The organism is Ruegeria sp. AL7 (assembly GCF_056536105.1).
On sequence record NZ_JBQFJF010000001.1, the window covers coordinates 1,419,599 to 1,436,011 of the forward strand.

General features: G+C 55.4%; 10 protein-coding genes. 3 read left to right on the top strand and 7 right to left on the bottom strand.

Annotated elements, in window-relative coordinates:
- Positions 1 to 478: 478 nt before the first annotated feature.
- From ACR3E2_RS07095 to dusA, 4 genes are read right to left on the bottom strand one after another with little or no spacing between them, the layout of a single operon-like run.
- Positions 479 to 1,204: a SpoIIAA family protein gene (locus ACR3E2_RS07095; protein WP_480492705.1), complete on the bottom strand. Its 726-nt coding sequence runs from the start codon at positions 1,202 to 1,204 to the stop codon at positions 479 to 481.
- A 39-nt stretch (positions 1,205 to 1,243) separates the two neighbouring features.
- The gene (locus ACR3E2_RS07100; RefSeq protein WP_480480289.1) at positions 1,244 to 2,026 is read right to left on the bottom strand and encodes a hypothetical protein; all 783 of its coding nucleotides are present in this window, start codon (positions 2,024 to 2,026) and stop codon (positions 1,244 to 1,246) included.
- Positions 2,023 to 2,847 (bottom strand): sulfite exporter TauE/SafE family protein, encoded by an 825-nt coding sequence (locus ACR3E2_RS07105; protein WP_480480287.1) that lies wholly within the window; start codon positions 2,845 to 2,847, stop codon positions 2,023 to 2,025. The genes ACR3E2_RS07100 and ACR3E2_RS07105 overlap by 4 nt, the downstream gene beginning before the upstream one ends.
- 18 nt (positions 2,848 to 2,865) lie before the next feature.
- Positions 2,866 to 3,876, bottom strand: coding sequence for a tRNA dihydrouridine(20/20a) synthase DusA (gene dusA, locus ACR3E2_RS07110; protein WP_480480285.1), 1,011 nt, complete (start codon positions 3,874 to 3,876; stop codon positions 2,866 to 2,868).
- Between the two features lie 108 nt (positions 3,877 to 3,984).
- Here dusA and ACR3E2_RS07115 point away from each other — a divergent pair, with 108 nt between their 5' ends.
- Positions 3,985 to 5,160 carry a tyrosine-type recombinase/integrase gene (locus ACR3E2_RS07115; RefSeq protein ID WP_480480283.1) on the top strand — a complete coding sequence of 392 codons (1,176 nt, stop codon included), beginning with the start codon at positions 3,985 to 3,987 and terminating at the stop codon, positions 5,158 to 5,160.
- A 918-nt stretch (positions 5,161 to 6,078) separates the two neighbouring features.
- The gene (locus tag ACR3E2_RS07120; RefSeq protein WP_480480281.1) at positions 6,079 to 9,219 is read left to right on the top strand and encodes a toll/interleukin-1 receptor domain-containing protein; all 3,141 of its coding nucleotides are present in this window, start codon (positions 6,079 to 6,081) and stop codon (positions 9,217 to 9,219) included.
- A 100-nt stretch (positions 9,220 to 9,319) separates the two neighbouring features.
- On the opposite strand, the gene ACR3E2_RS07125 is transcribed toward ACR3E2_RS07120, so the two are convergent.
- Complete coding sequence (locus tag ACR3E2_RS07125; protein WP_480480279.1) at positions 9,320 to 12,637, bottom strand: hypothetical protein; 3,318 nt, start codon at positions 12,635 to 12,637, stop codon at positions 9,320 to 9,322.
- Between the two features lie 114 nt (positions 12,638 to 12,751).
- Here ACR3E2_RS07125 and ACR3E2_RS07130 point away from each other — a divergent pair, with 114 nt between their 5' ends.
- The gene (locus ACR3E2_RS07130; protein ID WP_480492706.1) at positions 12,752 to 14,326 is read left to right on the top strand and encodes a DUF4062 domain-containing protein; all 1,575 of its coding nucleotides are present in this window, start codon (positions 12,752 to 12,754) and stop codon (positions 14,324 to 14,326) included.
- A 132-nt stretch (positions 14,327 to 14,458) separates the two neighbouring features.
- Here ACR3E2_RS07130 and ACR3E2_RS07135 read toward each other — a convergent pair whose 3' ends face one another.
- Positions 14,459 to 15,148 carry a toll/interleukin-1 receptor domain-containing protein gene (locus tag ACR3E2_RS07135; RefSeq protein WP_480480275.1) on the bottom strand — a complete coding sequence of 230 codons (690 nt, stop codon included), beginning with the start codon at positions 15,146 to 15,148 and terminating at the stop codon, positions 14,459 to 14,461.
- A gap of 103 nt (positions 15,149 to 15,251) precedes the next feature.
- Positions 15,252 to 16,322 (bottom strand): hypothetical protein, encoded by a 1,071-nt coding sequence (locus tag ACR3E2_RS07140; RefSeq protein ID WP_480492707.1) that lies wholly within the window; start codon positions 16,320 to 16,322, stop codon positions 15,252 to 15,254.
- Positions 16,323 to 16,413 lie beyond the last annotated feature (91 nt).

Genomic DNA, 16,413 nt, shown 5'->3' on the forward strand with positions numbered 1-16,413 from the left:
TGCGCACGCATTCTGATTGCAGCACGTCAGCCGCACGTTTGGTCTTTCTGGTATTAGTGAGTCTTCCGATCAAAGTCTTAAGTGGCATTGCGGACGTCCCGTTTCCAGTAACCGTGCCACTGCGGGTCGAGTTCGAGCTCCGAGGGGGTCCAGCTCTTGAACATTGTGGTTCAACGTGAGTGGTAACCCGCAGCGACAGGGTGTGGCTAAAGGTATTTCCCGTCACAAGTAGGGGGAAAACACGCGGCCTTTGATCGTTTTTGACGCCTCAATCAAGAAAAACTCACAAAAGCACATAATTTCCTTACGTCACTTTTCGATCCGACTTTGCCAAGACTGGGAAAGTTGGGGCTGAAGCTGTGAAAATCCGCCGTCAGTAGCCGAATCATGCCTGACATCGCACAACCGGATCAGTGACTGCGTCACGGACCTTGACCGATTGGGTGATGCCTGCTCAGGCGTTTCACAGTCGAGGGTTTTATCCGGCGGCAAGCCATGCCCTGGCGTTGTCGTATTCTTCAGACGGGAAAAACTGAGTCCGGGTTCCTAAAACATGGCTCGCGACCTTCTGCGCCATACGCTGCCAGCTTTTGTCCCCAACGATGGCAGCTCGGTCCAGTTGCCCGATATTCCGGCTGGCCAACCGAAAATGCGCCGCAAGCGCTGACAGCCCTTGCCAGCCGTCAAACTCCCTGAGGTCTATCAGCAGGCGAAACCCTGGCCGGTCCTGTAACAATGCATCCAGATCACGTTCTGCCTGTTTGTACCATTCAGGGTCCAGCTTGCCCAATAGGCTGATCTGAACACATGGGCCGCTCAGGTCAGTCACGTGGATCGATCCTAGGGACTCACGCATCCAGCGTCGGGCCGCCTCAAGCTCGGTCAGATCGAACACCTGAACCGGACAGGGCAGAATGGGGGCCGCCAGACGAACGCTTGTCTGCACCCAGCCCTGATCCGCCACAACAGCGATCCGGTCGAACCCGCGCCAATGGCTTAACCCCAGCTTGGTGTCAGACCAGGCCGCGCCCAGATCGTACCCCTGAAATTCCGGTTGGATTATTGCCAGCAGCCGAACCGTGTCATGTTCGGTCAGCGCAGCCTCGATCGCGGGAACCAGAGTATTGGCGTAGTCGGCGCTGGTCACTTGCCCCGACAACTCGACTTCTATGAGTGCACCGTCAGAATTCGTATGAACCGTCATCATCGGTCAAAACCTCCAAAGCCAAATAATGACAGGACGTTAGGCGGATTCGATCCATTCGGCTACTCCACCGGAGCATTCGGGGCGGAAATAGGCGATCATTCGACCATCCTGCCCCGCCGTCGCCCCTGCGGCCCAAGGTGCAACCCCGTGCAGGCAATGGCGGTGCAGCAGATAGGCCTCTCCCGGCTTTGCAGGCACCTCGATCCTTGGGCAGGTCGCAAACACCTCGCGACGGGCGGATTGGTAGATATCCGTTATGTCAACGTCGTGCAGGACCTCAGGCGGCATCCCTTCTAGCGCCTGCCTGAACGCGGCCCGTAGAATGTCATGACTGCCGTCCCACACCACCATCGGAGACGCGTCTGCGCTGGCCTCGGTCAGTGGAATGCCCAGAATCCAGGCATGAGGTTCGTCAACCCGGCGGCGGCGATCCGGCCCTGTTGGGCGCAAACCGTCCACATGGGCCGCATCCCTGTTTCGACGGTAGCGGGTGGCCGCTTCATTCTCACCCCGGCGCGGGCGCGGATAACCCGGATAAACAACAGAAACCTGCCCCTTGTGCAGCGGTAAATCTCCAAAGTGTTTGTCGATGAACGCCATGGCCTTGCCGTTCAACGGCCCGGACTGCCCGACCCTGCCCTTCGTGTCATTGGGCAGTGCGTCGACACCGATGAACCACGTCCCTTCGCAATCCAACCATTCCGCGTGGACCGGATCCTTTGTAGACGCCCGTGCGGCAGGCAAAGCGTGGCTCACCCATTCGGCCAGCACCGGATCATACGGGAATTTCACCCAGCCCCGGGCCGAAAAATCGCTCATAAGCCTACAGCCTTGCGCAGCATGTTCAGCGCGACCAGCGTCAGGAACACGGCGAAGACACGTTTCAACGGTTTTGGGTCCATTGCATGGGCCAGCTTTACCCCCCATGGCGCGGTGATCATTGTCATTGCGACAACGATCCCGAAGGCCACAAGATTAACCGCGCCAATGGTCAACGGGGGGCGATGCTCGGGCGCGATATCCACAAACAAGAACCCAATGACCGACGGTACGGCGATGATCACCCCAAACCCGGCCGCGGTCGCGACCGCGCGGTGGATAGGGGTGTTATAGAGGCTCATCAGCGGCACACCGAAACTGCCGCCGCCGATGCCCATCAGAACGGAAAGAAACCCGACCAGCGGGGATAGGACGGCCCGTTTGATACCGCCGGGCATTGAGTCGCCCAACCGCCATTCTGCGCGACCCAACCCAAGATAGGCACCGATCACCATGCCCAGAATTCCGAACAGTGCCTGCAAAGCCTCGGTCCGCAGGGCCGATGCGACCAACACTCCGACAATTGCGCCGACGACAATACCCGGCCCCCAATCGCGCTGGATATCCCAGTCCACCGCACCCTTCTTGTTGTGGGCAAGAACTGACCGCATCGACGTTACAATGATCGTGGCCAGCGACGTCGCCAGACAGAGCTGCATCAGTTGCGGGCCGCCATAGCCAAGCGTTTGAAACGCATAGAAGAACGCGGGGACCAGAACGATACCGCCGCCCACTCCCAACAGCCCGGCAAGCACACCGGCCAGCGCGCCGATCACAAGCAAAAGGCCCATCATCTGGGCCAGCAAAATTGTCTCGGGCATCGTCCCCCCTTTTGCCGTCTAAACCTCGACCATCGGCGCTATGTGGTTCAGGGCCTGTAGCATGACTTCTGGCCCGGCCCCTTCATGCACGGCCCCTTCGGACAAGGCGCGCCTCCATGCCCGCGCACCGGGACGCCCCGCAAAGATACCCAGCATATGCCGCGTGATCTGGTGCAAACGCCCGCCATTGGCAAGGTGCCCCTCAACATAGGGCACCATTTCTTGAACAACCGTCATCGGATCGCGAACGGTTCCAACGCCAAATATGCGCCGGTCAGCATCTGCCAGGATATCACCGGGTTGATGATAGGCCGCCCGACCGATCATGACACCGTCAAGACCCGCGTCCAGATGTGCTGCTGCTTCATCCAAGCTGGCGATACCACCATTGATCGATATATGCAGATCCGCAAACGCGGCTTTCATCCGATGCACAAGGTCATAATCAAGCGGTGGAACATCGCGGTTTTCCTTGGGGCTCAACCCCTGCAACCACGCCTTGCGCGCATGGATCGTTACTCTTTGACAACCTGCCGCACTGATCTGCTCAAGAAACGCAGGCAGAGCTTCTTCGGGCTCTTGATTATCCACACCGATGCGGCATTTGACCGTGACATCCACATTAACCGCGTCGCGCATTGCTGCGACGCATTCTGCAACCCGCGCCGGATCTTTCATCAGAACCGCCCCGAAAGTACCAGACTGCACCCTGTCCGACGGGCACCCACAGTTCAGATTGATCTCATCATATCCTGCATCAGCACCCAAACGCGCCGCTTGCGCCAGCTCCTCCGGATCGGACCCACCCAACTGCAAAGCCACGGGATGTTCCTGCGGTGAATGATCCAACAGATGCAGCGCCCCACCCCGAACAAGCGCCGGTGCGGTTACCATCTCGGTATACAGCAGGGTTTCCGAGCTAAGCAGCCGATGAAAATACCGACAGTGGCGGTCGGTCCAATCCATCATAGGCGCGACCGATAAGCGGGACGCATTGAGAACATTATATTTTATATTTTTATCAGCCATTTACCGCTCATCTATCCGCCCCATTACTGTCTCATATGTTGTAATTCTCGTCCATTTTGGGCAAGGTTTACAACAAATGTTGTAACTTTGGCCAAATGTTGTAACCCCATGGGTACCATTATCAAGCGAAAGCGCAAAGACGGCTCTGCCGCCTGGCTTGCCCAAATCGCAGTTCGGCGGGCTGGAAAAACTGTCTGGCGCGAGAACCGGACCTTCGAACTGCGCTCGACCGCCGCGGCCTGGATCGAGAAGCGCGAGAAGGACCTCACCAAGCCCGGCGCACTCGAAAACCTGCCCATCGGAGAGACCCGCGGCCGCGAAGTGACCCTAAGCGACGCAATCGACAAATATGTCGAAGACAGTGCGAAGGCAATCGGTCGGACCAAGGCGCAGGTTCTCAAGAGCATCAAGGAGTTCGACATCGCGGACAAGCCTTGCGCCCAGATCGACAGCGCCGACATCGTGGCCTTCGCTCAGGAGAAGCTAAAGTCGGGTGTCTCACCGCAAACCGTGGCCAACTACCTCTCCCATCTTAGCGCGGTCTTCACGGTGGCCGGTCCGGCCTGGAACTATCCGCTGGACGAACGCGCGATGCGTAATGCGATGATCGTCGCCAAGAAGCTAGGGCTGACGCAGAAGAGCCGCCACCGCGACCGGCGACCTACGCTGGACGAACTCGACCAGTTGATGGCGCATTTCCTCGACCGCTCGATCCGCCGCCCCTCCTCCGTCCCGATGCATCGCGTTATCGCCTTTGCGATCTTCTCGACCCGGCGGCAGGAAGAGATCACCCGGATCACGTGGGCGGACCTCGACAAGGACGGCAAACGGGTCCTAGTACGCGACATGAAGAACCCCGGAGACAAGATTGGCAACGACGTCTGGTGCGACCTGCCCGATCCGGCGCTGGCGATCATCGAAGCGATGCCCAAACACACGAGCCAGATCTTCCCCTACTCCACCGATGCGATCAGCGCTGCGTTCACTCGGGCAACGCAGTTTCTCGGGATCGAGGATCTGCGCTTCCATGACCTGCGGCACGAAGGCGTCTCACGCCTGTTCGAGATCGGATACAACGTCCCACACGCGGCTGCCGTTTCAGGTCATCGGTCCTGGACGTCTCTGAAGCGCTATACCCATCTGCGCCAGACCGGAGACAAATTCGAGGCTTGGTCATGGATCGCGGAAGTCACCACACCAGACCCAAGACAACGCATGAGACGACCGGCGCGGCCTCTTTCCGCGGCCCGGGTTAGAACTAAACCTATTCGACGCTCCGGCTGAACCCCAAAATCATTTAGTTCATCTGCTCTGAACCCAAATTAGTCTCATAAAGAGCTGGCGCACTGCCTAGCCTGGAGATGCGTCGCCAGAAGTGACCAAGAAGTTGGCAACTTGCTATGGGAAAACACAGATGTCGACTGCGCTGGAGCAGTTCGCAGGGGTCGAAATTATCGTTGGTTGTAGGGGCTTGCAAACTCACGATTTCTGCGATTGGTCGAGAGCGTGGTGCCGCGGGTTGCGGCGTAGAATTGGAAGGCGTGGCGTGCAAAGTGCCATCGGCGTCTATCCAGACTTGGCGCCCGAAAAGTGCGAAAGTCATCCCGTGCACATGGGCCGCACATGCGAGCTGCCCAACCGCCTCGCATCACTACTGCTTCGGTCCGATCCTTCACCGAAACGAAAAACTAGTCCATCGCAAGCACACAGATCACAAAGCCCCTTGGCCGCCAAGGACTTCGGCACCACAAACTGGGCCCAAACACTGTCTCTGGCATATTCGAAGTCGGCTACAGCATGCCGAATGCTGCTGTCTTGAGTGCCAACCCTGACCCTCGACAAACTGGTATGCTTAGCTTCGCAGGCAGCAACAATCGACCAGTGGGACCGCACTCCTCCCGTTTCTGATGTGGCAGATTTCAAAGGAGCAACCAACAAGCTCCTTCGAGCTTCATCACCTTTGTGCTAAGGTCGTAGCGTTCCCAGATGATAGACATCTGAGTTTGACTACTAGACCACGCGTAATTTCCTGGGTTGCGAATACCTAATGACTTTTGAACGACATTTAATTGCGCTGATCCAAGCAACGACTATTTGTTCCAGATGTCTTGTATTGGGCAAACCATGGGCCTTCTTTATGCCCGTTGGAAAAGCAGGCGCGACAAAGTGTTCGCGAGAACTTACTAGCCTAGGCGCGGCAATATGAATAACATTTTGCCGAACATCGAGAAATCTGAAACGCAAAAACAAAACGATTTCGTGCCGCCCCTCAAGGCTTTCGTCTGCTACGCCAGAGAAGACCTCGACGTTGTCCTACACACGCTTCGTGAGCTTGTCAGAAAAGATATTGAGTTCCTGCAAGATCTGAACGACATCCTTCCGTCGGAGCCGTGGGCGGAACGTGTGCGGTCGTTGATATCACAGAGCGACTTGTTGCTCTACTTCGCGTCGTCTTCATCAGTGACGTCAGATGCTTGTGAGGAGGAGCTTGAATATGCTGCCTCACTAGGCAAGCGCATTTTTCCGATCGCATTAGAACGCAATTTGGACGACCAAATGCCGGAGATCGTAGGCGGTATACAGTGGTTTTTTGCAGACGGAGATGGTGCGCTTGATATCGACGCATTGCACACTGCCATTGTAACCAACGCGGATTGGATACGCGAGCACACCCGCTATCTTGTTGCCGCACAAGACTGGCTAGCCTCGGGTCGAAGAGCGCGGCGATTGTTGCGGGGTCGCGACGTCGATAGCGCGAAAAAGTGGGTCACTAAGCAACCCCCAAAAGCACCAGAGGTACTCCCGCTTCACGCGCAGTTCATACGCGCGAGTCGAAACATGCGCCGGATCATTCGCACTTCGATGGTGAGCGTCACTGCGTTGGGCATTGCTGGGGCGTTTGTGCTCTACCAAATTTCTTTAGATAATCGTCGCAGTTATTCTGATATCCTGGCAAGGGATGCCGCGACAATGCTTGATAACGGCATGGCGCCTGTGGAAATTGTTCGTACCGCGATCGCTTCCTGGCTTCTCGACCCCGACAAGTTCACCGAAGGCATGCCGCGGAGCCAATCGGTCGAGGTCATGGCGGAAGCATTCTCCCATCAACGGTTGCGTTCAATCCTAGAGGCCTCCCAACTGCCGAACGGGCTTGGCGAATATGTCTTCAATACACGCCTGACCCCCGGTGGCCGTTATGCTGTTATTCAATGGCAAGATCAGCCAACGACCGCTCCGACACTACCAACGACACACGAAGACAATCAGGGTAACTTTGAGGATCTGGTTGTAGTGTCGCCCGAACTTTTCACAGACGAGGACGACATCATTTGGCAAGCTAGGATTGTAGACTTGGGCAATGAATTGACCATGCCTGAGGCACCCACGGTCACGGATCCTATAGCCGGGTTTGAAGAAGCCGACGGTTTTTCGGGTCCGGTGGTCATGTCGGGCGACGGCTCCGCACTAGTCTGGCCTATGAAAGACGGGGAATTGTTCGTCTATCGTCCCGCAAATGGCGAAGCAACGTACCTAGCGGCCGCTGAGAGCAGATCTGGCACCATCACGGCGCTCGATCATCGTGGTCAACGCGTTATTGCTCAAACCGAAGATGGACCTGTTATCCGCGATCTGGTCGGAGGTGTTGACACTGCGATCCGCCCCTCGACTCCAAAAGAGGGCAAAATTGTGTTTGTGTCGCCGACTGTCTTTTCACCTGATGGACGATTTCTGGCGGGGACAGTGGACTATGACATAGGTGGCCCTGCAGGATCCAGGGTCTGCATCTTCAACGCATCCACCGGTGTGGAAGTGATCTGCAGCCTGCTCGATCCTTCTTTCACGGGCAGTACACCGTTTTATAACGCAACCATCGGGCCCATGGTCTTTTCACCCGATAGCACTCAACTAGCTTACACTGATAGGGAAGACTTGCTGAGGATCTTCGACGTTGAAAGCGGGACAATTGACGTCATTAGCACCACCGCTGGCGGATGGATCATGGATCTGACCTACTCCCCAAACAGTCGTTACATAGCGATTTCCTCACAAAACAACAACATAGTTGGTGGTTTAGATCATTCACTAGTGATCTTTGACACAGTTGGCCGCGCGTTCTACCGAAGTGGCCGAGTTGGAGGAATCGGCGGCATCGAAATATCGGACGAAGGGCGTGTGCTCACGGCAGAAGGTGGCGGCGGTATTGTAAGCCGCTGGGATGTAGGCTTCGGGGCGATGCGCGAAGAACTCGACCTTTCGGGACGCCGAGATACAGGTTTGTCTGTGATTTCCGGAGGCTATTCATCTCAGTTAAACGAGACGTATGTTTTGCATGGTGATCGCGCAACATTCGACATTGATTCCTGGGATCTTTTTGGTCCGGGACACGAAAGGCTGTTTGTTGTGTATGATTTGCCGGGCGGCAGAGAGTTACGACGATTGCCGGTACAACAATCTGATTTGCTTGAAGCTGTGGTTTCTGACGAGCAGGATTTGGTCGCGGTCATCCTTCGGGATGCTGACCGGGTGCATCTCTACCGTTATTCGTCCTTCGAAGCACTGAACGAGATCGTCGACATACCGCCTCGCCCGACGGATGTGCACATCGCGCGCCGGGCAGAGGTCATCGCAGTCGGCAACCGCGATGGTGAGATCATGGTCATCGACGCGGACAGACGGTTAGAATATAGCGTCGAGGGTGAAGTGCAGCGAGTTGTCCTGTCTCCCGACGCCCGCTACCTCGCTGCACTCTTTAGTCAAGATGACGATAGTACGTCCAAATCAGTGCGGGTATGGGATGTCGAAAGACCAGATGAACCCATACTAAGTCTGTTTGGTGTTTTCGCGCTATCACGCTCTGCCTTCGCCGCCGAGTTGCCGCGATTTGCCGTTGCGGTGAGCCAGGGCGCGGCGGTTTATGATCTGCGTAGTGGTCTGCTTTACAGCCGCCTTTCAAGTGGGCGGGGCCTCAGCATCCTTGAAGCCGGCATTTCCAACTCTGGTTTTCATGTGGCAACACGCGAAGACACTGGCCCCGTTCTGCTTCACGATGTCGAAACCGAAGAGCCTGTCTTCGTTGTGGGAGGGCATGGGTTCGGGACCGGTAGCATTGAGTTCGACAGTCTCGGTCTAACGTTAACGACGATAGCTTCATCATACGACGTACTTCGGCATTGGAACGTCGGCCTAAGTGATTACAATCTGTTTCGGCATGCGTGCCGTTCCCTTCCTGAGCGCCATCGCAAAGCCACATTGGACATGGTGGAAGTCCGACTGACAGCTGGCGTTTTTTCGCCTCCCAAAGTCGATTGCGAATCTCTTGAGCTACCAGGGCCTCGGAGATGAGGCCGGATAAGGAATCTCAACCAAAATCGCCTTCGGATAAATCCAACCACAGGTGCATTTCAAGGTGACAGATTACTTAAGCGCAATGCGCAGAAACAAGCTAGTTCTGACGCTGTTGCGGAATTATCCAATGCACGAGGTTAGATGCAAATGGGTGGTCACGGTGCTTGCTCAGCCATATCTCCATGTCTTCCGAAATTTTGAGTGGTTCTGTCGCAATAAGCCATTCTAGCCACATTTCAGGGATCCGAAGTGCAATTCCACTAGATCGGAGAATCTTGTAAAACTCCGCATCTTCGGCGCTCGCCAAACTGCCGAGATTTGGCTCCGTGAACTGAACCACCAGCCGCGACTCTTCCTCTGAACTAAGCCGGGCAAGACTGCCGCCAATTATTGTCAATCGGGACATGCGCTCAGCTTCCTCAACCGAACTCGGAAGAATGCCTCCGAGAACTCGCTGCCCACTCACGCCTATTGCGGCAATCCGCCTTCCATCGGGGCTGATAGAGAGTTCTAGAAGCGGTCCGATACCCATCTCCTTGACCAACAGCTGTTCGAAAGAGGAAACATCAACATATCTGAGCGAACCATTCCGATCTGCGATAATCAATAGCCGTCCAGAGGGATCGACTGCCATGTCCTGCGGCTTGAACTCGGTATCTACGGAACCCTGGACTTCTTTCCATCCATCGCGGATTTCCCATCGATGCAGCTGAGAAGTAGTCGCCGCAAACAACGTCCTTCCGTCCGGTGAAAACGACAGCTGTGCTGGCGAGTTTGCATACCGGCGATCCGCGTCGGCGCGCCAAATTTCTTGTCCAGCCAGATCAAGGACTATGATGGTCCGGAAGTCGTCACTTATGGCAATCATTCCATTTGAGCTTGAAACAGCCATGTCAAATATCGATTGCTCTTCTATGCTGACAATCAACTCCAGTGAATTCGAACTTACATTCCAACACCACACATGGGAGCCGCGCTGCTCTTCGGGCGCGCCGACAGTTGCGATCAATGAAGCAATCACCGTTTCGTCGTCAAAGAATTCCAAAGGTCCGAATGCTCGGATCGGTGCCAGGGATATTTCTCTTCTTTGAACAACTTCACCAGTTGTAAGGTCGACGAGGACAACCTCCGGATTAACCAGCGAAGCTCCGTCCATATTCACCTTAGCGCTCAGAAACGCAGCCCGTTGGCCGCTTGGAGACAAGGAAACTGAGCCGACGAGGGTTGAGCCAGGCCGGTGATCAAATTGAACGGAAACGTAATCACCCTCTCGGCCGAAACTGTCATCGACCCTCAGCGCCCTGATTGAATCCCCCTCTCGTTGACTCTCCGCGACTGCGTCCCAAACATTGACCGCCGCGGGTATGGATATTGGTGACTGCCCTTCTTTAACGAATCTCACAGGGTTCTCGACTCTTGCCGACAGGATTGCGCCGGAAGAGTCGAAGCCCACCGTCCACCAAGGCCTCTGCCATGTCGGATCTGGCTCCTCAGGTGCACGAAGCCGCCACACTCGCACAATTCCGAAAAGCCATGCACCCGGGTCATCAACACCCCCTCGATTGAGCGGAACGGCCTCGCTCGTGGCCAGCCACACTCCATCCCGCGACAATGAGATGTCCATCACACCGGCACGTAAACCCTCATGCCCGACACTCAGTTCTTGAGCAGTCTGCGTTGAGCCAACGCCCATCACAGTGGCAACCGCATCCCATCCGCCAGTCGCAAGTCGACGGCCGTCTGGTGTCAGCGCGACACTCGTAACTGCTTGCTCATGAGGCATGGCCAAGACCATCGGATCTGCACCCGAGGTGAAATCCCAGCGGTGAACGGAGCCGTCGAAAGAGCCAAATACAAGGTCTGGGCCCGACTCTAGGAACACAAGATCAAACGGGTTGTAGGGAAAGGTGCCCTCTGGCCTTGGGACAAGCCACCGATCGACCAGCTGACGGTCTGCGACACGCCAAACCGTGATCGCACCTTGGATGGTTGACGCAGCGACAAAGTCGCCCATTGATGACGCAGCTAAAGAAACTGGACCATGTGGTCCCCCACGGCTATCTCCATTGTCAAGCTTTAGCCAAGCTTGGGCTTCGTAATCCAGCAGCCAGACACCGTCGTCTGCACCTGCGAGAAGCACAGCAGAGTTCTGGCTTCTCGCGACGGAGAGCCAAGCTGCGCCGCTTGGAGGCGAGCCCAGGTCAACAGTATCACCTGAAGGCGAAATCCTCTCGAGACGGCTTGCGATTTCGCTAAGACCAGATCTGTTCCACGCGGCATTCGCCGGTTTTCGCAGAACAACTAGAAGATCTCCGCTTGGTTCGAAGGCCAAATCGACAACGGGAATGCCATCAGATTGTCGGACTGTGACTTGCGTCATTTGCACCGGATCATAGAGGACAACTTCGCCATCGAAGCCGCCCAAGGCGAGCTTTCCTTCCGACGAAAACGCCGTCCTCCAAGCCTGGAATTCCACGGTATGATCGAAAACTGCGAGTGGTTCCTCGAGCGACAAAGCAGCCGCCTGAGCGCGTGTCGTCCAGGCAAGTTTCTGAGCCTCCGCTAGCAATCGAATCGAGCCAAGGTAATCTCCGTCTCTCGCAGCGTTAGCAGCGGTGATGGTGTGCGCCTCCGATCCGCTGAGACTTGCCTCGGCTTGCGCGAAAATCGCTTCAAAGCTTGACCGCGTTGCTTCGACTTTCCAAATCATTGCGAAAAAAAGTATGAACGTCGCAACGATCGCGGAAGCAGACAGTGCAACCAGCCGATTCATCGCCGTCCGCTGTGCTTCTCGCCGCAGGGTGGCCATTTCGTCTGGCTCGATGTCCCTCAGCGTTGCGATCAGAGGCAAAAGCTCGCTCTCAATGCGCAGGCGTTTCGGTGGCCACCACCGCCACCAGCTTGTGAGTTCCTGAATGTCGATCCGCTCGATACGAGGCAACTCTTTATCCAGCCCGCCCGGTAAGGGCGCATCAAAATTTGCATCCAGCGTCGCAGCGACGATCTGATCACGACGTGGATTGCCATCATTTCGAAAGACGAGAAGCTCCCGAACCACCCAGTTGGGTGTACCGTCCTGAGCGGCCTTTGCTGCGTCTTTTGAGTTCACGACCAGGAAGAACCGTGATTGTCCGAGAGCCGGTACAATCTCTTGGAGGAAGTCGCTTTTTGCTCGAACATTGATCTCGTCGAGATATACCTCGAGGTTTCGTTTTCTTTCTTCCGTCTGAAGAGATCTGGGCAGCCGGTATCTCTTCAGCCATTTCCTTAGAGCGGACGCGTGAGAAGCCGCATCAGACCGCTTGTAGCTTATAAAGAGATCGTACCCTGGATCAGCCACAAAAGTGTCCGCGGGGACAAGATTTCCCTCGATCCCTTGGGGCGATAGGTCACCACTTCGTTCGATATCGCTCATGCCTTCTCCTGGTCTCATCTCGGCGTGTTCGGCCTGCCCTGACCAGCCAAGGTTCGTCATAATGAAGAACAGTAGGACTGCGTTTCGAAGTGTGGATAAACGCCAATCACAAATTTGAACCTTAGCTTTGAAACTGTAGCATCAATTCGCATCGCCCAGGCAACCCTCGTAGGCTTTGACATGGATTCGCATCGGGGAACGATCCCAAACCCAGAAGGTAAAGGAACCATCTTTCTGTCGTCCAATTTGTTGGAGAATGAAGGTATTCTTGATGCACGCTATCCACTGCGGGAGGCGATGCTCGACTTTGCCCCAAGCCTATCAGCGCCTTTGGTGACATGGGAGGCGTTGAATGAGCGATTTCAGAAAGACGAAGACATCCTGACGCTGTGCCGTCAGGCCATCGAAACCTGTAGCTTGTTCGTGCTTCTGCTCGGCAAGCGCCACGGCAGCGGCGTGAGGCTCGATCAAGGTACCTCTTCGGCGAGCTATCTTGAGATGGAGATTTTCACTGCTGCGATCCTCAAGAAACCGATACTCGTTTTGCACGAAGCCGGTGTCGAGCCGAACGCGCTGCTCCGTGATCTTCTGACGCTCTTCAAAGATCGGTTTTCGTCGGTTGCATACCGAAGCGGCAGTGTAGTGGACCTATGCGAAAGTTTGGCTGAGGCCGCCAAGGTCCTGGGAGAAGCGGGCGACCTGAGGCGGGCTGGATCACTACGTGGCGTGCCCGACTTCCTTGCCGCCACGCGATTGCAGAACGACCTTGTTCGCGAAATGCGCGATCCGCGTCTTAGATTTCTCAATGGCTCGTCCGTCCCGAAAACACCTGGGGCTAGCGCTATAGATATTGAGCGAACACTTGCAGCAATCGATGCGAGAAGCACCGGCGACGGCGAAGGCTTGGTTCCCGTCACACAAGGAGCTATGCTGTTTAGGGTATGGGCCGCCATGCGAGACCTGGCAGCATCTGATAATTTCATTGCGAGCAAACCAGAACGACCAGAAGCTTGGGATACCCTTTTAACGCACTGGCAGAAGGCCGCCTCTTGGTTCGGGCTTCACGGTTGCATCTATCTCAGTCCTTTGGCTGTCATTAACACACGACAGGCTCTTTGGGAGCAAAACTCAGAGAAATTCGGCAATCTGGAAGAACTGACAACCAGTCGCGCAAGTGCATACTACTCATTGGCTCAGAGAATGCATACGAGAGCACAAACAAGACGTGGTTTCCAACAGTCACGGGCTCTTGCAACACGCGCCTACGACCAGCTTGGCAACGCCGCGGTGGGCAGCTTGATGATCCGTTGTCACGCCAACATTCGGTTGGCCGGTCTCGGATCTCCGCTGCTCATTTCCGATGCCCTTGCCGATGCACGCAAGGCGCTAGAAATCTACGATATGGGCGTTGGTGATCTGACCGGACGCGGCGAAGCACTGGTAAGTCTTGGCTTCTGCAAGGCCATCACGGGCCGCCTTCGCACAGGAAAGGCCGATATGCGCCATGGTCTACGCTTGCTTTCGCAAAATCCGACACCTAACGGTCGATCATTTTATGCAAAAGGCGGGAAAATGGTTGCACGAGCCGGCCGACTGCTCTTGGACACACGTCTCCGAATAGATGGCGAGGAAGCCCAGATCGCTGCGGCGACCGCCGTTGGCGCGTTTGATCAACTTAGAAGAGGTTGATCAATAATTACAACGCGAAGGATATCCTCTCCTGTGCGAAAGCGGCTCTGCCCGATCCAACAATCGAAAGCTAATCCGGAGGTTTGAACGAATCAACGGATCCAATATTTGAATCGCCAAACGAGATGGCAGCTAAATGGGGAGCTTGGGCGGCGTGTAAGGATAGGGCCATTTTATTCTCAAACCGCTTGAAGACCATTGGCGCAGCCATCTTGTAATGTCGCTTTCGCCCCCCTGCGTTGCTCGAGCCAGTTGCAAGTAATCTCCATGATCCGCTTGGCGTGTCATCGGATGAAACCAGCTACCGCAATCCTTCGACTGAATCCGTTGATCACGGACCCGACCGAACTCATATGGAACCCAACATGATTTCTGGCTATTCTTAGTGTGAATCGCAATGAGATGCGAACTGTTCAACAATGCCATTTCAATAATGGCAGCAATCAACACCGGATACACCGCGCTGTTTCTAGGTATCGTTTTGTTTGCATGAGTCAGGGTTGGATCGTGCACGTCCAGCCAGTAGCCAATCCCCTCCTGACAAGCCAGCCAAGCCGCACGCTCCGCGTAGGCCACGTCCTTGCTTTGGTGTGAAATGAAAATCGTCGGCGCTACTTGCTGTGCGGAACTCGGTTGAGTGAACATCGATAGTGCCTGTGTAGCTCTTAGGCGCTGCTCCTCGCTGTAGTCGGAAGCATCTCTTTGATAGTCATCCAGATTGTCGAGATACGCTATGCTCTCTTTCCAAGCCGAGAACCCGATAGCGTCCTCGGAATATCTTTCGTCAATCTCGGAACTCGCAAATTTCCAATGAAAGCTCATTGTCTTAACCCACTTTTCTTTAGTCAGAGATGCTAGCCAATACTATTTGAGAGATGGCGCTCCGTTATCGTCCTACCATGCAGGGAGCCAGAACGCGAAAGCCTCAAATTGTCCAGGCTCCAGTCCCATCGTATTTTGACTTCTCGGAATGAACAGAAATATGAATATGCTTCGTGTGAGGATTACTTCCGCTATAATTCCTCCACTTCCATGGTTTTTTCGTCGAACTCAAAATCCGACGATTCCAGATAATGTACTTGAGCCTTGGATCTTGGGTCGACTGCAATGCCTTTGCTAGTTTCTCTGCATCAAACCCGTTGTCTGGGTCGTGCGTAATATCGATCGCAGTTACGACGCCATGCGACCCATCCACCACCCATGGGTTGTGGTCAGATGCCCGTGTTGCATGGGCAGCGTCGCCAATTGAACCGTCGCTCTTTTTGCTTCGGTTCGGCGCTTGCTTGTTCACTTGGTCACGCAGCTGCAAAAGGCTCTCCGCCACTCGCCATGGACGCAGCGCTTCTGTTTCGTATTCCGGAAACGATAAACGGGCGTCGTCGTCGGGATCGAGGTGAGCGTCCTCACTCAAGTCGATTTCTTTCTCGCGATCCGTTTGGTCACTCACCTCAAAAGCGGCCTCGGTTGTGAAGGTCCCAGTGGCGTCCTCAGACGTGTCCTGGTAGCCAAGAACCGTTGGCGACAAAAGCGGCACACTTTCGATACTAAAGACTCGCTTCTGAATCGCCTCGAAGGCGTCCATGAAACTGCCAAAGTTTTCGACATTCAGGTCGGCGGGTGCCGGCATGATGTCACCGATTGGGCCGCGGAACCCCATCACATAGATACCAATCCGCGTCTCCGCCAATCCCAACTGGGCTGCAGCGGCGAGATTAGGCACCGATAGTTCGGTTTGTGCGTCGAAGCTCGTTGTGGCGACAGCGAGGCGGACGGCCACACCCGTTTCGACCACCCGTCCGTCGTCCGTTTGATCAAGGCGGTACTGCTTGGCCTCTTGCGTAACGCCAGCCCTTACCGACTTACCACTGCCACTAAACAGCTTTCCGAGAAAGCCAAGTTTTGCATCAGCCGTGAACCGGTATTTGTGGGTAAGTACATCCCAACGATCAAGGACGGGGGCTCCGCCGCCCACTCCAGCTAGTGCAGTTTCCGTCACTTCGTAATGTGAAGAAGACATCACGAGAACGTCAGGTGGCAGCTCAGATGGTGAGTATGGATCTATTAATCTCACGGTATTTCCCCCCTTT